This is a genomic window from Shewanella sp. Sh95 (assembly GCF_001308045.1).
In the GTDB taxonomy this organism is placed as follows: domain Bacteria; phylum Pseudomonadota; class Gammaproteobacteria; order Enterobacterales; family Shewanellaceae; genus Shewanella; species Shewanella xiamenensis.
Genome location: NZ_LGYY01000217.1, coordinates 1 through 16,326, shown reverse-complemented (window position 1 = coordinate 16,326; position 16,326 = coordinate 1). Strand labels below are relative to the sequence as shown.

At 47.7% G+C, this 16,326-nt stretch carries 14 protein-coding genes and 2 pseudogenes; 12 read left to right on the top strand and 4 right to left on the bottom strand.

What is annotated here, in order from left to right:
- Window positions 1-9 precede the first annotated feature (9 nt).
- Both AEA42_RS16210 and AEA42_RS16205 read left to right on the top strand, forming a co-directional pair.
- On the top strand, window positions 10-255 hold the full coding sequence (locus tag AEA42_RS16210) for a YheU family protein (protein WP_055648271.1): 246 nt from the start codon (window positions 10-12) through the stop codon (window positions 253-255).
- Between the two features lie 85 nt (window positions 256-340).
- Window positions 341-1,228 carry a phosphoribulokinase gene (locus AEA42_RS16205; RefSeq protein WP_011071167.1) on the top strand — a complete coding sequence of 296 codons (888 nt, stop codon included), beginning with the start codon at window positions 341-343 and terminating at the stop codon, window positions 1,226-1,228.
- 513 nt (window positions 1,229-1,741) lie between these two features.
- On the opposite strand, the pseudogene AEA42_RS16200 reads toward AEA42_RS16205, so the two are convergent.
- Together AEA42_RS16200 and pepB are read right to left on the bottom strand one after the other, a co-directional pair.
- Window positions 1,742-2,239: pseudogene (locus AEA42_RS16200) on the bottom strand (GNAT family N-acetyltransferase).
- A 210-nt stretch (window positions 2,240-2,449) separates the two neighbouring features.
- Entirely contained in the window at window positions 2,450-3,742 is a 1,293-nt protein-coding gene (pepB, locus tag AEA42_RS16195; protein ID WP_055648270.1) for an aminopeptidase PepB, read from the bottom strand.
- 230 nt (window positions 3,743-3,972) lie between these two features.
- On the opposite strand from pepB, the gene sfsA reads away from it, so the two are divergent.
- The 8 genes from sfsA to AEA42_RS16155 all read left to right on the top strand — a co-directional run bounded on the left by sfsA (window position 3,973) and on the right by AEA42_RS16155 (window position 10,985).
- Entirely contained in the window at window positions 3,973-4,677 is a 705-nt protein-coding gene (sfsA, locus tag AEA42_RS16190) for a DNA/RNA nuclease SfsA (RefSeq protein WP_055648269.1), read from the top strand.
- 163 nt (window positions 4,678-4,840) lie between these two features.
- Entirely contained in the window at window positions 4,841-5,284 is a 444-nt protein-coding gene (gene dksA, locus AEA42_RS16185; RefSeq protein WP_037414555.1) for an RNA polymerase-binding protein DksA, read from the top strand.
- A gap of 139 nt (window positions 5,285-5,423) precedes the next feature.
- The gene (gene gluQRS, locus AEA42_RS16180; protein ID WP_047540833.1) at window positions 5,424-6,320 is read left to right on the top strand and encodes a tRNA glutamyl-Q(34) synthetase GluQRS; all 897 of its coding nucleotides are present in this window, start codon (window positions 5,424-5,426) and stop codon (window positions 6,318-6,320) included.
- Window positions 6,321-6,603: 283 nt separating this feature from the next.
- The gene (locus tag AEA42_RS16175) at window positions 6,604-7,905 is read left to right on the top strand and encodes a polynucleotide adenylyltransferase PcnB (RefSeq protein WP_231640407.1); all 1,302 of its coding nucleotides are present in this window, start codon (window positions 6,604-6,606) and stop codon (window positions 7,903-7,905) included.
- The gene (folK, locus tag AEA42_RS16170) at window positions 7,905-8,393 is read left to right on the top strand and encodes a 2-amino-4-hydroxy-6-hydroxymethyldihydropteridine diphosphokinase (protein WP_047539687.1); all 489 of its coding nucleotides are present in this window, start codon (window positions 7,905-7,907) and stop codon (window positions 8,391-8,393) included. The genes AEA42_RS16175 and folK overlap by 1 nt, the downstream gene beginning before the upstream one ends.
- A 56-nt stretch (window positions 8,394-8,449) precedes the next feature.
- Entirely contained in the window at window positions 8,450-9,244 is a 795-nt protein-coding gene (panB, locus tag AEA42_RS16165) for a 3-methyl-2-oxobutanoate hydroxymethyltransferase (RefSeq protein WP_055648267.1), read from the top strand.
- Window positions 9,245-9,321: 77 nt separating this feature from the next.
- The gene (gene panC / locus AEA42_RS16160) at window positions 9,322-10,167 is read left to right on the top strand and encodes a pantoate--beta-alanine ligase (RefSeq protein WP_055648266.1); all 846 of its coding nucleotides are present in this window, start codon (window positions 9,322-9,324) and stop codon (window positions 10,165-10,167) included.
- 299 nt (window positions 10,168-10,466) lie between these two features.
- Window positions 10,467-10,985, top strand: a complete 519-nt coding sequence (locus tag AEA42_RS16155; protein ID WP_055648265.1) for a hypothetical protein — start codon at window positions 10,467-10,469, stop codon at window positions 10,983-10,985.
- A 111-nt stretch (window positions 10,986-11,096) separates the two neighbouring features.
- Here the strand turns inward: AEA42_RS16155 and AEA42_RS16150 are convergent, their stop codons facing one another.
- Entirely contained in the window at window positions 11,097-13,604 is a 2,508-nt protein-coding gene (locus AEA42_RS16150) for a S8 family serine peptidase (protein WP_055648264.1), read from the bottom strand.
- Window positions 13,605-14,003: 399 nt separating this feature from the next.
- Between AEA42_RS16150 and AEA42_RS16145 the strand changes: the two genes are divergently transcribed.
- Window positions 14,004-14,423, top strand: coding sequence for a curlin (locus tag AEA42_RS16145; protein WP_037414543.1), 420 nt, complete (start codon window positions 14,004-14,006; stop codon window positions 14,421-14,423).
- 14 nt (window positions 14,424-14,437) lie between these two features.
- The gene (locus AEA42_RS16140; protein WP_055648263.1) at window positions 14,438-15,943 is read left to right on the top strand and encodes a curlin; all 1,506 of its coding nucleotides are present in this window, start codon (window positions 14,438-14,440) and stop codon (window positions 15,941-15,943) included.
- A gap of 176 nt (window positions 15,944-16,119) precedes the next feature.
- Here the strand turns inward: AEA42_RS16140 and AEA42_RS22395 are convergent.
- A pseudogene (locus tag AEA42_RS22395) lies at window positions 16,120-16,197 on the bottom strand (DNA-binding response regulator); the annotation flags it as partial.
- Between the last annotated feature and the right edge of the window lie 129 nt (window positions 16,198-16,326).

Below are 16,326 nucleotides of genomic sequence, written 5' to 3'. Positions count from 1 at the left end.
GGAACCCGAATGCTTATCCCCTATGATGCCTTACTCCAACTTCCCAAAGAGACCTTAGTCAATTTGCTCCGCGAATATTTGTTAGGGCAAGTGGAAGATGGAAGTTTTACTAGCCTAGATGAGCAAGAACTATCAGGCGCAATTGTGCAATGCCAACAAGCACTTAAACAAGGTAAACTTGTCTTAGAATACAGTGAAGAGGATGAGTCCTTTGCCATTCGTCACGCTGACCAAGTGGCCAAACGGCAAGATTGACCATTAGTATCCCTGTGCCGTATAAATAGCTTATACGGTTTATCGCTCCCACTGAGCGGCTCTTTATGGTGCCTAGGTAGAAAAAATGTCAGCAAAACATCCAATTATTGCAGTTACAGGCTCATCTGGGGCAGGAACCACCACAACCACCACCGCCTTTAGTCATATTTTTCGCCAACTTGGAATCAATGCCGCCTTTGTAGAAGGGGATAGTTTTCATCACTATACCCGCGCAGAGATGGAAGTGATGATCCGTAAATCCCAAGCCGAGAATCGTAACCTGAGCTATTTTGGCCCCGAGGCCAATAACTTTGCCCGCCTAGAACAATGCTTTCGCGATTATGGCGCCACGGGCCAAGGTGAAACCCGCAGCTACTTACACACCTTTGACGAAGCCGTGCCCTTTAACCAAATGCCTGGCACCTTCACCCAATGGCGTCCACTGCCCGAAAACACCGATATGTTGTATTACGAAGGCTTACATGGCGGTGTGGTCACGGGCGATGCCAATGTGGCCCAGCATGTGGATTTGCTGATCGGCATGGTGCCTATCGTTAACCTAGAGTGGATCCAAAAGATTATTCGCGATACTTCGGAGCGTGGCCATAGCCGCGAAAAAGTCATGGGCTCGATTGTCCGCAGTATGGACGATTATATTAAGCATATGACGCCGCAATTTTCGCGCACCCATATCAACTTCCAACGGGTGCCGACGGTAGATACCTCTAACCCCTTCAGCGCCAAGGATATTCCGAGCCTTGATGAAAGCTTTGTAGTGATCCGTTTTCGCGGCATCAACAACGTCGACTTCCCCTATTATTTGAGCATGATCCAAGGCTCCTTTATGTCACGGGTTAACACCTTGGTGGTGCCGGGTGGCAAAATGTCCCTCGCAATGGAGCTGATCCTTACACCGCTGATTAAAGATTTGATGGAAAAACGCCAACAGCTTAATAGTCCGCAGGCGAACTGAGATAGCGTTAACGTTTGACTAAAGGCTAATGAAATAAAGCCTTTTTGAGCAATAGATTAAGTTTGATTTAAGCCATTGAAGTTAATCTTATTGGCATCGGGATTTCAGGCGAAAGAACGATAGTTGGCATACTCTTGGGAGTTAATTCCCCCATCTTGATCTGTTGATTCCCTTGAGTATGTCAGCAACCTTCAAAACAATTTTGAGCTGTTAACTCCACATCCATGCTTGATCTGTTGATTCCCTTGGGTATGCCAGCAACCCCATTCAGCGTTAAGTCTTAGCTGTTAATTCCACATCCATGCTTGATCTGTTGATTCCCTTGAGTATGTCAGCAACCACGCAACCCCATTCAGCGTTAAGTCTTAGCAGTTAATTCCACTTCAATGCTTGATCTGTTGATTCCCTTGGGTATGTCAGCAACGCTGAACCAAATAGCTTCTAGCAGCGAAGCGCTCTCGCAGTTGCGAAGCAACGCCCTAGATTCTAGCAGCAGCGTTTTTTTGCTGCGCCCTAGCAAACCAGATTTTTATACATCACCATACATTCCAAGGCGATACCGCGGGGTGAGCAATAGATAGACTCCTCCTCAAAACCTTCACCGCCGAAACCGCAGTGGCGATAAAATTCGACCGCATTTAAAGTAGATTCTAATCGCAATTGGGCGATGCCTTAGTTAAAGGCTTTTGTTTCAATAAATTGCAGTAACGACTTGCCGACACCTAAGCCCATCGCCTCGGGAGCAACGAACAGCGCCTCGACCTGAGCATAGGGTTCATCCAGCATGATGGTACCAACCAAAGTGCCTTCTTGAGTTTCATCATCAAGGATTTCAGCCACATAAAAATGTGCGCCCACCATACGACGAAAAGATTCGGTCAATTCGCCCTGCATCCAAATCTGCAAGTCATCTTGAGCATAAAATCCGGCGCAGCCTTTATTAATCGCCGCATTGCGAATGTCCCAGCAAGCCTTAGCATCTAATTGCGTTGCTTTACGTATCCTTAGCATAGTCATCCCGATAAATAGCCCAGGCCCTAGCTGTGGCCATAACCATAGCCAACCGCTAATACGCTGAATCATAAAATAAACATATAAAGACTCATACTGCCCACGCTTTAATTTTATGCAATAAAAAACCGCCCGAAGACGGTTTTAATACAATAAGAAGCTTTACTTGCAAGCTTAGCCGCAAAGGCAAACTCAGTCGCGAAAGCAATCTTAGCCTTTAATCAGCTCGCTGATGGTCAGCACGCCGTGGGTGGTCGCGCCAGCGCCCCATAGTGCAGAAGCCGAATCTTCGAAGGCGGCCGCTAAATCCACGTGTAGCCACTTGGCTTCTGGCGAAACGAAACGCCACAGGAAGCCGGCCGCATTCGAGGCACCGCCCGCACCACCGCCCTTCACTGGGCGGCTGTTTGCCGTGTCAGCATAGGCCGATGGACACATGTCTTTATGCCAAGGATCCAGTGGCAATGGCCATACACGCTCAGCTACTGTCGAAGCTTTTTGTTGCGCCAGTTGTAACACTTCTGTCTGTGGCGAAAAAATCGCGTTGTAGTTAGAGCCCACCGCCATCACAGCTGCGCCAGTTAAGGTTGCTGCATCGATAATAAAAGGAGCACCCGTCGCAGAAGCCGCTTGCAGACCATCGGCCAGCACTAAGCGCCCTTCGGCATCGGTGTTAACCACTTCAACTGTGACGCCATTTTTGTAGGTGAGGATATCACCCAGCTTATAGGCACGGCCGCTGATCAGGTTTTCAGCGCAGCAGAGGAATAATTTAACGCGTTTGTTCAGGCCCGATTTAATCGCTAAACCTAAAGCGGCAGTAACAGTGGCGGCGCCGCCCATATCACACTTCATGCCCAGCATGCCTTCAGAAGCTTTAATGCTGTAACCGCCGGAGTCGAAGGTAATCCCTTTACCGACTAAGGCAACAGATACTGGGGCATCGGCTGACAGCGGGTTAAAGTCTAGCTCTAACATTGCAGGTGGACGCTCACTGCCGCGACCTACAGCATGAATACCAATCCATTGCTCTGCTAATAATGCTTCACCTTCAATAATACGGTAACTGACCTTGGCACCACCGAGTTCGGCTAACCATTTGGCCGCTTGCTGCGCCAGTTTCACAGGAGACAGATTTTCAGGGGTATCGTTGATCAGTTGACGGGCAAATGTCGCCACGTCTAAGCGACGTTGTAATTCGGCTTGAACAGCTTCATCGCCGCACCATTGGATCTTGTAACCGGGCTTAGCTGTGGCAAACCCTTGGGCGAAGACCCATTGGCTATTTAGATCCCAAAGAGAACCCACCAATGCGACGGTATTAATCCCTTGATTACGTAATTTACGCGCCGCCATTTGAATTTGGCGTAGCTCATCGCCGCCACCTAAGTGGACTAATGCGCCTTCGGCATTGAAGGTCACATCGGCTTTGCCCCAATGGGCTGCGGGGGCATCTTTGGTTAACTCAACTCTCATCACTTCAGTCACTTTAAGTTCACTCATGAGGGGTCCTTATTTTAATTTGTTCTTGCTCTTATACCCATGCAAGTTGAGGTGAGACGTCCGGCATCCTCAGGCTTTTGGGGTATACATAGTACAACGGGGTTGGCGGCAGTTTACTGCCAGTGGCCCAGGACTGAAAGCCATCGGCCTAAGTTACCGAGGTAAAATCTGTAAACATTTGCGAAATTTGTTAGTCTTTGGCGCCAGAATCAACTAGCTACAGGGATCACATGCACTTTACTCCAGCACTGAAATCGGGAAAGCTACTTAAGCGCTACAAACGTTTTCTCGCCGATGTCCAACTCGAAGACGGCAGTGAAATCACCCTGCATTGCCCCAATACCGGTTCAATGCGTAACTGCCTGTTCCCCGGTGAAACCGTGTGGTTTTCCACGTCTAACAATCCTAAACGTAAATATGCCCATACATGGGAGTTGATGACCACGCCAACGGGTGGCCTTATCGGCATTCATTCGGGCAATGCCAACGCCCTAGTCGAGGAGGCACTTAATAAAGGTATTATCACTGAACTTAAAGGTTACGACAGCTTAAGCCGCGAAGTGAAGTACGGCGATGAAAATAGCCGCATCGATATCTTGCTTGAGGCTGCTCAAAAACCCGCCTGTTATATAGAAGTCAAAAGTTGTACTTTGCTCGAGGATGGCCAAGGTTATTTCCCCGATGCTGTGAGTCTTCGCGGCCAAAAACATCTACGGGAATTAATGCACATGGCCAGCCTTGGGCACAGAGCCGTCTTGCTATTTGTGGTGCAACATACTGACATTATGAGTGTGGCACCAGCGGCACACATTGACCCTGAGTATTCTAACCTATTGAAAAAAGCTATTTTATCAGGTGTAGAAGTACTAGCGTATCGCTGCGAAATATCCCCCGATGAGATACATCTGGCCCAATCATGCCCAGTCCGAGTATGATGTTAAGATTGAGTAAAATACTTTTTCATTTCAATTAGCGAAGGCAGTCAAAAAATTCTGTCAAGGTGAAACGAAAAATTTGCCTCGTTGTAAAGATTCTGATATAGATAGCGGCCGTTCTTAAGGACGCCCTACAAACGCAAATGATGACAGGAGATGCGTTATGCCTGAAGGCACCAAAAAACTTGGCGTACTCGCTATCGCAGGTGTAAGTCCCTACCAGGAAAAACCCGGTGAGGAGTATATGAACGCTAAGCAACTGGGTCACTTCAAGATCATTCTTGAAGCTTGGCGCAATCAGTTGCGTGAGGAGGTCGACCGTACTCTGAGTCATATGCAGGATGAAGCAGCAAACTTTCCCGATCCTGTAGACCGTGCAGCGCAAGAAGAAGAGTTCAGTCTCGAATTACGTGCGCGTGACCGAGAACGTAAACTGATCAAGAAGATCGAAAAAACTCTCCAGAAAATCGAAGAAGACGATTTTGGCTTCTGCGATTCTTGCGGTATCGAAATCGGCATTCGCCGTCTCGAAGCGCGTCCAACAGCCGATCAGTGTATCGACTGTAAAACGCTTGCAGAGATCAAAGAGAAGCAAATGGCGGGTTAATCGGCCATCCTAGGCGGGGAGTTCCCCGCCTACTTGTTTGTGCATCTTGCATAAACATCCTCTCGTTTCACTTCGCTTTTTTGTTAGTATCCCCCTAAAATACAGCCACTTTGACTGGTTATTCCTGCAAATTCCTATGATGGCGACTCACTCTTTCAACACTTCCGCTTTACATCCTTATGTTGGCCGTTTTGCGCCTTCGCCCTCAGGAGCATTGCATTTTGGCTCGCTAGTCGCCGCCCTTGGTAGTTATCTGCGGGCGCGCTCAGAGGGAGGAAAGTGGTTAATACGCGTTGAGGATATTGATCCACCTAGGGAAGTTGCAGGCGCCGCCGATGATATTTTACGCACCTTAGAGGCTTATGGTTTCGAATGGGACGATGCGGTGCTGTACCAGAGTGCGCGCACCGAGGCCTATCAGGCCAAACTCGATGAGTTACTCGCTGAGGATAACGCCTACTTCTGCCAGTGCAGTCGCAAACAGATTCAAGCCATGGGTGGGATTTACGATGGCCGCTGCCATCGGTTAGCCACGCCACATCACAGTGGTGCGGTTCGGCTAGTTAATCGCGCTCAAGTGGCCGAGTTTACCGATAACCTGATGGGAAAAGTGATTGTAGATCGGGCCTTTGCTGCTGAAGATTTTATTATCAAACGTAGTGATGGACTTTATGCCTATCAACTCGCCGTAGTGCTGGATGACGCCTACCAAGGCATTACCGAGGTGGTGCGGGGCTACGATTTAATCGAAGCCAGTTGTCGCCAATTAAGCTTATATCAAACCTTTGGTCTAACTGCGCCGCAGTGGTTGCACTTACCGCTCGCCAGTTTAAGTCCGGGTTTTAAGCTGTCAAAACAAAATCACGCGCAGGCTATCGATAAACAGCATCCGCAAGCGAGTCTCAATGCAGCCCTCGCCTTTTTGGGCCAAGCACCGGTAGAGCTCACAACTGCGCCGCAAATGCTGGCCCAGGCAGTGGCCCAGTTTCAATTGTCGGCAATCCCTAAACAGCGGGAAATCCTGATCGCCCCTTAAAGCCTGACGGGCAAGTTCTCGACCTAAAAGCATCATGTTATCAGCGCTAAGTCGTGGCATAGCTCAAAAATCGCGATATACCCATCGGGACGCAATTGGTATATCATAGCCGCCAGATTTTTAATCACATAACAGATACATTCCGAGGTGTCCCATTTTTCGCCGTATTAGCCAATTCTGCAAGCAGCTATTTGAAGACGCGCCTAAAACGACCGCTCCAACTCCAGCTCAGATTGAACCCCAAACGCCAGAACTTACTTCAGGCGGCTTAAGCTTGGCGATCGTGCCTCGGGATGCGCACACCATTTCCCGCAAGCAGATCAGTGAAAATGCGCTTAAGGTACTATATCGACTGAATAAAGCTGGTTTCCAAGCCTATTTAGTGGGCGGGGGTGTACGGGATTTGCTCCTTGGGCTTGAACCGAAAGATTTTGACGTAGTTACCAATGCAACGCCGGAAGAAATCAAAAAACTGTTCCGTAATTGCCGTGTTGTTGGTCGTCGATTCCGCCTTGCCCATATTGTGTTTGGCCGCGATGTGATTGAAGTGGCGACTTTCCGTGGCCACCACGGTGAAAGCAATGAAAAGATTTCCAAAGCCAATGCCGAAGGGCGTTTGCTCAGGGATAACGTGTACGGAGAAATCGACGAAGACGCCGAGCGCCGCGATTTTACCGTTAACGCCCTTTACTACGATATTAGCGACTACTCTATCCGCAGTTATGGCGGTGGGATGGAAGATCTTAAGGCTGGAACCTTAAAACTGATTGGCGATCCCGAAACCCGTTACCGCGAAGATCCAGTGCGTATGCTCAGAGCCGTGCGTTTTGCCACTAAGCTCAGCATGACAATCGATGAAGTAACTGCTAAACCAATCAAACAGTTAGCACCACTGCTCAAAGATATTCCTGCCGCCCGCATGTATGAAGAAGTGCTCAAACTCTTCTTCGCCGGCAAAGCCATGGCAAACTTTGAAATGATGCAGGAATATAAACTGTTTGCGCCCCTATTTCCTCAGGTTGACGCCCTATTAAAAGAAGCGCCTAAAGGTCCGGCAATGAAGATGGTGCAAGCCATCATGAAGAGTACGGATGATCGCGTTAATGAAGATAAGCCCGTCACGCCATCGTTTTTCTATGCGGCGATTCTCTGGTATCCACTGCGCCAACGCGCCGAAGATATTGCCGTTGAAAGTGGCCTTACTTTATACGATGCTTTTTTCGCCGCCATGGGCGATGTGATGGAGCAGCAATGCCAAACCATTAGTATTCCTCGCCGCTTTAGCACACCAGCCAAGGATATCTGGCAACTACAACTTCGCTTTGAGCGCAGCCAAGGCACGCGCGCCTTTAAACTGTTAGAGCATCCGAAGTTTAGAGCGGCATACGACTTACTGTTACTGCGTGGCGAAGTCGAAGGGGGCAATCTGGCCAAGAGTGCAGCCTGGTGGCAACAGTTTGTTGAAGCGGATGAAACCGAGCGTTTGGCGATTGCCCGCAGCGGTAATAAAGCCTCGAGCAGCCGTAATCGCAATTCACCTCAGCGTCGCCGTCGCCGCCCAAGTGCAGCCAAAGCCGAAGAATAATGACTCAAGTGTTTGTCGCCCTTGGAGCGAATCTTGAAGATCCCCAAGCACAGCTGGACAATGCCGTAGCGGCCTTGTCCACCTTGGCTGAAAATCAAAGTCTTAGGGTATCTCCCTATTACCGTTCAACGCCAATGGGTGAGGTTGTACAACCTGACTATATTAATGCTGTCGCTGGCTTTGAAACTCAGCTGGCCCCGCTGGCCTTATTAGATGCACTGCAACACATTGAAAATACCCAAGGCCGTGTACGCCAAGAGCGTTGGGGGCCCAGAACATTAGATCTAGACTTACTCTTGTATGACAACGCCATTATCGATGAGCCCAGACTCAAAGTGCCGCACTACGGCATGAAAGAACGTAGCTTTGTGCTAGTTCCTTTAGCTGCCATTGCGCCCGATCTCGTGTTGCCCTGTAAAACGCCGCTACACAGCCTTATCAGTGAAAAATTCTTGGCCGAGTTACAACTACTGGGCAATGATCATTGAAGTCAGCCCCCAGTTAGCTTATAACACCACTTCCATTTGGTTTGAAGATCACCCATATGTCTAAAGTTACTAGCTCAACCCTGTTGAAATACAAACAGGAAGGTAGAAAATTCACCGCTCTGACAGCCTATGATGCCAGCTTTGCCAGCGCGTTCGACGGCGAAGGCATCGATGTGCTACTGGTCGGCGATTCTTTGGGAATGGTTCTGCAAGGCCACGATGATACGCTGCCCGTCACGACAGCCGAAATCGCCTATCACACTCGTTGTGTGCGTCGCGGTATCGAGCGATCACTGCTGATCGCCGATATGCCGTTTATGAGTTACGCCACGCCAGAACAAACCATGGAAAACGCCACCGCACTAATGCAGGCGGGTGCTAATATGGTCAAGCTGGAAGGCGGTCACTGGTTACTCGAAACGGTTACTAAACTGACCGAGCGCGGTATTCCTGTCTGCGCCCACTTGGGCCTCACCCCGCAATCTGTACACGTTTTTGGCGGTTTTAAAGTGCAGGGCCGTGATGCTGAAAATGCCCAGCGCATTCTCGATGAAGCCAAAGCCTTAGAGGCGGCAGGCGCGCAGCTGTTAGTGGTTGAATGTATTCCAGCATCGCTTGCTACCGCCATTACTCAAGCATTAACTATCCCTGTAATTGGCATTGGCGCGGGCGCCAGCACCGATGGTCAGATTCTGGTGATGCACGACGTGCTCGGTATTTCGAGTGGTTATATTCCACGTTTTTCAAAGAACTACCTCAAGCAAACGGGCGAAATCCGCTCGGCGGTTCGCGCTTATATTGAAGAAGTGGCCAATGGCACCTTCCCGAGTGCAGATCACACGTTCAACTAAGCGTGCTAGCACTCATTAAGCTAAATAGTGCTAAGCACACAGACTACTCATTTTAGGTTTTAGCAAGGTAAGAGTTAATGATCACTAGCGCCCATATCGATGATATTCGTACTCAAGTGCGAGCATGGCGTGCCAAGGGCGAGACTGTCGCCTTTGTGCCGACCATGGGCAATCTCCATCAGGGACACATCACCTTAGTGAAAGAAGCGGCGAAGAAGTGCGATCATGTAGTCGTGTCTATCTTCGTCAATCCCATGCAGTTTGGGCAAAATGAAGATCTCGATGCCTACCCGCGCACCTTAGAGGCCGATAGCCAAGCCTTAACCGCGGCGGGCGCCGAGCTGTTGTTTACCCCAACACCGGCGATTATTTATCCCAAAGGGTTAGCGCAGCAAACCTATGTTGAAGTCCCAGGGATCTCCGATGTGCTCTGCGGTGCCAGTCGTCCCGGCCACTTCCGTGGCGTCGCGACCATCGTTTGTAAACTGTTCAACATAGTGCAGCCCGATGTCGCGTTTTTTGGCAACAAGGATTATCAACAACTGTTAGTGATCCGCACTATGGTTGAGGATTTGTCGCTGCCGATTGAAATAATTGGCATTGATACCATTCGTGAAGCCTCGGGTTTAGCCATGAGTTCACGCAATGGCTACCTGACGGCGGAAGAAAAAGCCGCAGCGCCCGCGCTGAAAAAAGCGATTGATGCCATGGCACAAGGGATCAAGCAAGGCGTGAGTATCAAACAAGTCACCGCAGAAGCCAAAGCGAGCCTTATCGCCGCAGGCTTTACACCGGATTATTTAGAAGTTCGCCATGCCACCACGCTGGCCCATGCGGAAGCTACGGACCAAGCCCTGGTGATTTTGGCGGCCGCTTACTTAGGTAAAGCGCGTCTTATTGATAATCTGCGCTTTGATCGCTAAACATCTATTTAAGATTTGAGAAAAGGAGCTTAGGCTCCTTTTTTATTACCTCAGAACGCTGGTATTGCTGGCGTTCCAGTGAAGCGTCAAATAAATTCCAGCGTCAAAAAACTGGTTTTATTCTTTCACTTACGCCATAGTACTCACCAATGTTAACGTTAAGTAACATATGTTTATACTACATGGATTTATAACAGCTAAAGTTTAAAGGGAGATAAGTGAGACAACTCCATTTAACTCTAGCTTAATACCCATTGTGATAACTTCATTCATTGCGTATACAAAGGATTTGTCGTCGAATGGCAAGACTTATAGTGACTCTTATTTGTATGCTTTTGCCTCTCACGGCGCTCGCAAATACCGTCTATAAATGTCGCAAAGGCGATAAAGTCATCTTTAGCCAAATCGCCTGTCCGCAGGAATACAGTCAGCATAAAATTGAATATCAGTTGGGTATTAGCAACGAAATTGATTCGGATAAACGTGAAACCAAAGTAGACCCATTGCAAGCTTTGTTAAATAATCACTCCTTACCCCCAAAGAAACTGCTGCAATTACTCGACGGTGAAATCTATAGCCTAAAACAAGAGAATAGCTATTTTGAAATCCTAAGGGCCAGTGAATTACAGAAACTAGAACGGCAGCGATATTGGCAAAATAAAGACAAAAGTGATCCCGATTATTTAAAGCAACTGAGTAAGATTAATGATCATTTTGATAAACTCACCACAATCAATAGCCAACTTATACAGCAATTATCGGATAGAAAAACCCAAATAAATGCCGATGTAGAACACGAAGAACCCCAAAAAAAATGACACGCATTAGTTGAGCATTAAACGTAAATGGTAACTACCGACTAAACAGCTAGTTTAGGGGTTGAAAGCAAAAAGGCGACCTTTCGGTCGCCTTCATTTTTAAGGACTACATTAGAATTGTGCTACTACTGGTGCAGAACATAAGGTTCCAGTGGTTTCACATACTTGATAAGTCACACTTGATGCAGATGTAGTGAAGCGATCACGATAGTTGCCATCGTTCTCTGTTGTCACCACTAACTGACCGTCACGGTATAGAGCAACACTTTCGCCTAATGCACTATCCCATTCAATATCTACCATAGCGCTACCACGGCGTGATACCAATGCGCGAGTGACGGATGCGTTGATACTATGCTCATAAACTTGAACTTCCATGGTCACAGTATTGCTGTGTTCCATTGAGTCAGTCACAGTGAGGGCCACAGTGTAAGTACCTGCCGCAGCAAATACATGGCTAGGGTTCATTTCAGTTGAAGTTGAACCATCACCAAAATCCCAGCTGTAGCTCACGATATCATCGTTCGCATCGGTACTAGTGTTAGTAAAGGCGACACTTAAACCTTCAACTGCATACTCGAAGCCCGCCACTGGTGCCGCTGGAGATGCTTCGCCTAAGCCGCTGATCACTAAGCCCCAGTTATTAAGAGTACCAGTGTCAGCCGCTGCATTGTCATCTACTGATAATGACCAAGTACCCCGTGCGTTTTCACCATCAAACGCGCTTAAGTCCCAGCTCTTAACAATGTTGTCAGCGCTGCCGCCATCACGGTTATGTAGAACCACTTCAGTACCTGCTGGAGAAGTTAACACAACGCGTAAGTCACCAATCCAAGTGTGGCTGATATTGACATCGGCGGTCACGCCAAAAATCTGCACATCATCAGTAACTTCAATCGTGCTCACAATACCACTAGCATTGTTATCAGGCATAGCAACAGCATTCTCATTGCCATAGGTAAAGTCATTTAATCCTTGAGGGAACACATTCAGTGAAACGACTTTAGCCTTTTCAATAGTGCCATCGGTACCTGTTACTGTAATGCTGTAATCACCCCAAGCTGTTTGCGCCGTTGTCGCAACATCTAAGGTAAATGAACCACCAGCTGAAACAGTTGAGGCTGATAAGGACACACCTTCTAGCGCTGGAGAAACCGAGACAGAAAGAGCTACATCGCCTTCCCATCCTGCAACGCTACCAACACTAAAGTTATAGCTTGCAGTGCTACCCGCTTCGACAGATTGTGATACTGGCGATACGGTAAACTTGTAGCTAGGAGATGGGTTAGCCTGCTCGAGTGCGTTAGCCACATTGAGGCGAGTACCAGCCACGGTTTTACCCGTTAAATCTGCATTAGCATCACCTGATGCCATCAGTAAGGATTTCATTTCTACTGGTGAGAGATCTGGATTTAATGACCACACCAGAGCCGCGGCGCCGGTGACATGTGGAGTAGCCATAGAGGTACCAGAATACGTCGCGTAACCACCACCTGGAACAGTAGAGAGAATCGCGGAGCCTGGTGCTCCCATATCGACGCTAGTTAAACCCCATTGTGAGAAGTCTGACATACGGTCATTACGATCCGTACTTGCAATCGAGAGGACAACGTCAGAATCGTAGCTTGAGGGATAATGTGGGCTCGCATCGTTATCGACCGCGTCATTACCCGCTGCTGCAACGAATAAAATGCCTGCTTCACCACCCGCTTCAATCGCATCTTTTAAGGCTTGGCTAAAGCTACCGCCGCCCCAAGAGTTGTTGGTGGCTTTGATATCCACGCCATGGTTAACCTTCAGATCCGTAAAGTAATCTAAACATGCAATAGCGCCAGCTGTAGAACCATAACCATCGGCATCAAGGAACTGACAGGCGGCAATTTTAACGTCCCAGTTCACCCCAACGACACCCACACCATTGTTGCCTTTAGCACCAATAGTGCCAGATACGTGAGTACCGTGACCATTACCATCCATTGGGTTACCGTTATCATTTACCGCACTGTAACCGTGAATATCATCGATCACGCCGTTACCATCGTCATCGATACCATTACCTGGAATTTCGCCAGCGTTAACCCACATGTTGGCTTGCAAATCTGGGTGATTGTAATCAACCCCAGTATCGATAACCCCAATCACCACATCCGAGCTACCCGTGGTTATTTCCCAAGCCTCTGGCGCGTCGATATCTGCATCGGCACTACCGCCATTTTGGCCAGTGTTGTTCATGCCCCACAGGCTAGCAAAGCTTGGATCATCGGGCGTACCTATCGCCTTAAGAATGTAGTTGGGTTCTGCATATTTTACCGCTGGATGACGACTAATCACCTTAATCGCATCTTCAATATTAGCGCCTTTACGCAGGGCTAAACGGGTAAGTTTACCATTGAGTAAATGCTGGAATTTATCGTCTACGCCATCAGCATTTGCATCGGTTAAGGTGCCGCGAACTAAACGCTGTGCTGCTGCACGTTCGGCTTTAGTCACATTATCTTTGTACACCACAAGGATGGCGTCTTTTTCATAGACTGGTGCATCTTTTGCCATTGCAGGCACCGCTGACAACGTCATCGCCCCTGCAATTGCTAACGCCAATGGTGAGAGTTTTATTGACATACTTAAGCTTCCTATAGTCCTTTACGTTGAAATTCTGGAACGGCAATTACGCAGCCACCATTCAAAGTGAGATGGATAAAAACGACGAATTTCCAGCATGTTTGCCTGCAAATTGTTGCCATAATGTTTCAATTTAAAAAAGACGCTGCACGCTAAATACAACTTAACTACTAGACCAACTCGGTGAGGTAAATACCGCCTAAACGCAGGGTTTTATCGACAAAAAACAAGATATTCATGGAATTAACAAAAGTTAATCTGGTTAGCATTTAAATTACACCTCAAAAATAAATACCCTTTTGGCCAATTGTCTCTAAGCACTATGGCTCGTACCTTGATGCCTGAGTTGGAAAGAGTCTGTGCTCTGACCAAAACACCAATACATGCAAGGAGTCACTTGTGCCAAATCCATTAACACGCTTTTTGGTACTGCTGCTCTTGATATGTAGTTGCCTGACATCATCCCATGCGGCAGATGTCAGTGAATTGCCCGTCACACTGCAGGCGCTAATTGAGCGTTCAGGGCGCGATAATCTTATCGACCTAGTGCAGCAAGGCACGGCAAACCAAGGGATAGTGTTTCAATCAGGGAACGATAACAGCGCCTATGTGACGCAAGCGGGTAACGATAACGTATCGCTTGTGACACAGATTGGAACCAATAATGAAGTCCAACTACGACAAGTCGGCACTAAAAATATGGCTTCGATTACCCAGATTGGTAATGACAACCTGGTGCAATTGAACCAGCTAGGAAGCGGCAATTTTTCGATTCAACAGATTGCGGACGGTGCCGCAATCTCAATAACTCAGTATTAAACAGGGAGAGTCACATGAAATCACAAGCAAAAATGTCATTGATTGCATTAGCCATTACTGCGGGATTAAGTGGTAATGCGCTAGCAGCAAGCACAGTCAACGAAATCAGCGTTGAGCAAACAGGCCAAGGTCAAGATACCTTAGTCGCTCAAACTGGTGTCATTAACGCAGCAGCAGTAACCCAAACGGGTAACGACCAAGTTGCCACCGTATTACAAGACGGTGTGTGGCATGAAGCACAAGTCAACTCAACTGGCGATGCTAACAAAGTGACTGTTAGCCAACAAACAGATTGGCACGTAGCCTCTGTTGATGTGGAAGGCAATAATAACGAAGTTGAAGTGACTCAAGACGGCTTCTTCAACCAAAGCAGCAACGATGTCGTGGGCAACGACAACCTTGTTTCAGTTAGCCAATTAGGCGAGCTGAACGAAAGCTATGTTGAAATCACTGGCACAGAAAACAGTGCATTTGTTGAGCAAGAAGGTGATGAAAACCTTGCCGTATTCCGTGTTCAAGGCGACAACAACGACGGTGATATCAAACAATACGGTAACAGCAACCAAGCGGGTCTTATTGCACTCGATCTGACTGCCAACGTGGGTAATAACAACGACGTATCAGTTGAACAAATTGGTAACAATAACTTTGGTGCAGCCAAAGGCATCGCTGGTAACGACAACAGTGTTGATATCTACCAAAAAGGTGATAACCACACTGGCTTTGTTTACGCCTTAGCCGGTAGCGAAAACGATATCAGCATGAAGCAAGAAGGCAGCAATAACATTGCTTACCTCTCTATGACTACGGGTGATGATAACACTATCGACATCGCTCAAGATGGTGATAGCAATACAGTTGGTGATTCTTTAATTGCTGATATTCAAGGTGATGATAATGATATCGCCATCAAGCAAAAAGGCGATAGCAACGGTGCAGAGTTCCAAGTATGGGGCGATAGCAACGACGTTGATTTAAAACAACGTGGTGATGCTAACTTCGCAACCTTTGGCGCTTACGGTACTGACAACGACTTCGACTTATCCTCTAAAGGTGATAACAACGAGCTGGTTGCCTTCGCAACAGGTGAAGACAACAGCATCGAAATCAGTCAAGAAGGTGATGCGAACTTCGCTTATGTGGATGCCGTGGGTAGCGACAACGAAGTGGATGTTGAGCAAGATGGTGATCAAAACGAGACCATCATTAGCGTAACAGGTAACAACGCCGATGTAACTGCACTGCAACACCGTGGCGATCTGAACCTTATCGATTTAATCATCGAAGGTGATGGAAACTCAGCAGAAATCACTCAAGCGGGTAACGGCAACTGGGTCGGTGGTGATAGCGGTAGTTCATTTGCTGCCAACTCATTTGGCGTGAGTGGTGACAACAACAGCCTAATGATCTCCCAAACAGGTAATGACAACTTAGTATTAGGCTCACAAGCGGGTAACAACAACAGCATCAGCGTAACCCAAAATGGTGATATGAACGTTGCGACTGTTGTGCAGTACTAATCTTTAAATATGAGTCGCCTTCAAGTTGAAGGCGACTAAATAAAAACGGGAACATTGATAATGTTCCCGTTTTTATTTGCCTATCACACGCAAAAGTACATCGTTATTCGTCTTATCGTTTGGGTATCACACCACGCACCCGCTCGCTTTCAAACAAGATACCAATCAACAAAGGCTTAACTACAAAACTCAAAATGGGTTTGATAGGTCTGAGCCCATCTTAATAACTCGACACGATTTCGTGACTGGGTTTTACCCGTCATTCCGCACCTAATTTTCGATTTAAAAAACTTGACGGCGATCGGTCATTCTGATCTATTACTCTCTTTTGCAGGTAATTCATCATGGCCGCTCCCGCTATCTCTATCCGTAACCTCGACCAC

What these genes read in the sequence shown, in the direction of transcription:
- AEA42_RS16205 (WP_011071167.1), top strand. Translation starts at nt 341, where the DNA reads ATGTCAGCAAAACATCCAATTATTGCAGTTACAGGCTCATCTGGGGCA.
- gluQRS (WP_047540833.1), top strand. Translation starts at nt 5,424, where the DNA reads ATGGCGACTCACTCTTTCAACACTTCCGCTTTACATCCTTATGTTGGC.
- AEA42_RS16150 (WP_055648264.1), bottom strand. Translation starts at nt 13,604, where the DNA reads ATGTCAATAAAACTCTCACCATTGGCGTTAGCAATTGCAGGGGCGATG.
- AEA42_RS16210 (WP_055648271.1), top strand. Translation starts at nt 10, where the DNA reads ATGCTTATCCCCTATGATGCCTTACTCCAACTTCCCAAAGAGACCTTA.
- panC (WP_055648266.1), top strand. Translation starts at nt 9,322, where the DNA reads ATGATCACTAGCGCCCATATCGATGATATTCGTACTCAAGTGCGAGCA.
- pepB (WP_055648270.1), bottom strand. Translation starts at nt 3,742, where the DNA reads ATGAGTGAACTTAAAGTGACTGAAGTGATGAGAGTTGAGTTAACCAAA.
- folK (WP_047539687.1), top strand. Translation starts at nt 7,905, where the DNA reads ATGACTCAAGTGTTTGTCGCCCTTGGAGCGAATCTTGAAGATCCCCAA.
- sfsA (WP_055648269.1), top strand. Translation starts at nt 3,973, where the DNA reads ATGCACTTTACTCCAGCACTGAAATCGGGAAAGCTACTTAAGCGCTAC.
- AEA42_RS16155 (WP_055648265.1), top strand. Translation starts at nt 10,467, where the DNA reads ATGGCAAGACTTATAGTGACTCTTATTTGTATGCTTTTGCCTCTCACG.
- panB (WP_055648267.1), top strand. Translation starts at nt 8,450, where the DNA reads ATGTCTAAAGTTACTAGCTCAACCCTGTTGAAATACAAACAGGAAGGT.
- AEA42_RS16140 (WP_055648263.1), top strand. Translation starts at nt 14,438, where the DNA reads ATGAAATCACAAGCAAAAATGTCATTGATTGCATTAGCCATTACTGCG.
- dksA (WP_037414555.1), top strand. Translation starts at nt 4,841, where the DNA reads ATGCCTGAAGGCACCAAAAAACTTGGCGTACTCGCTATCGCAGGTGTA.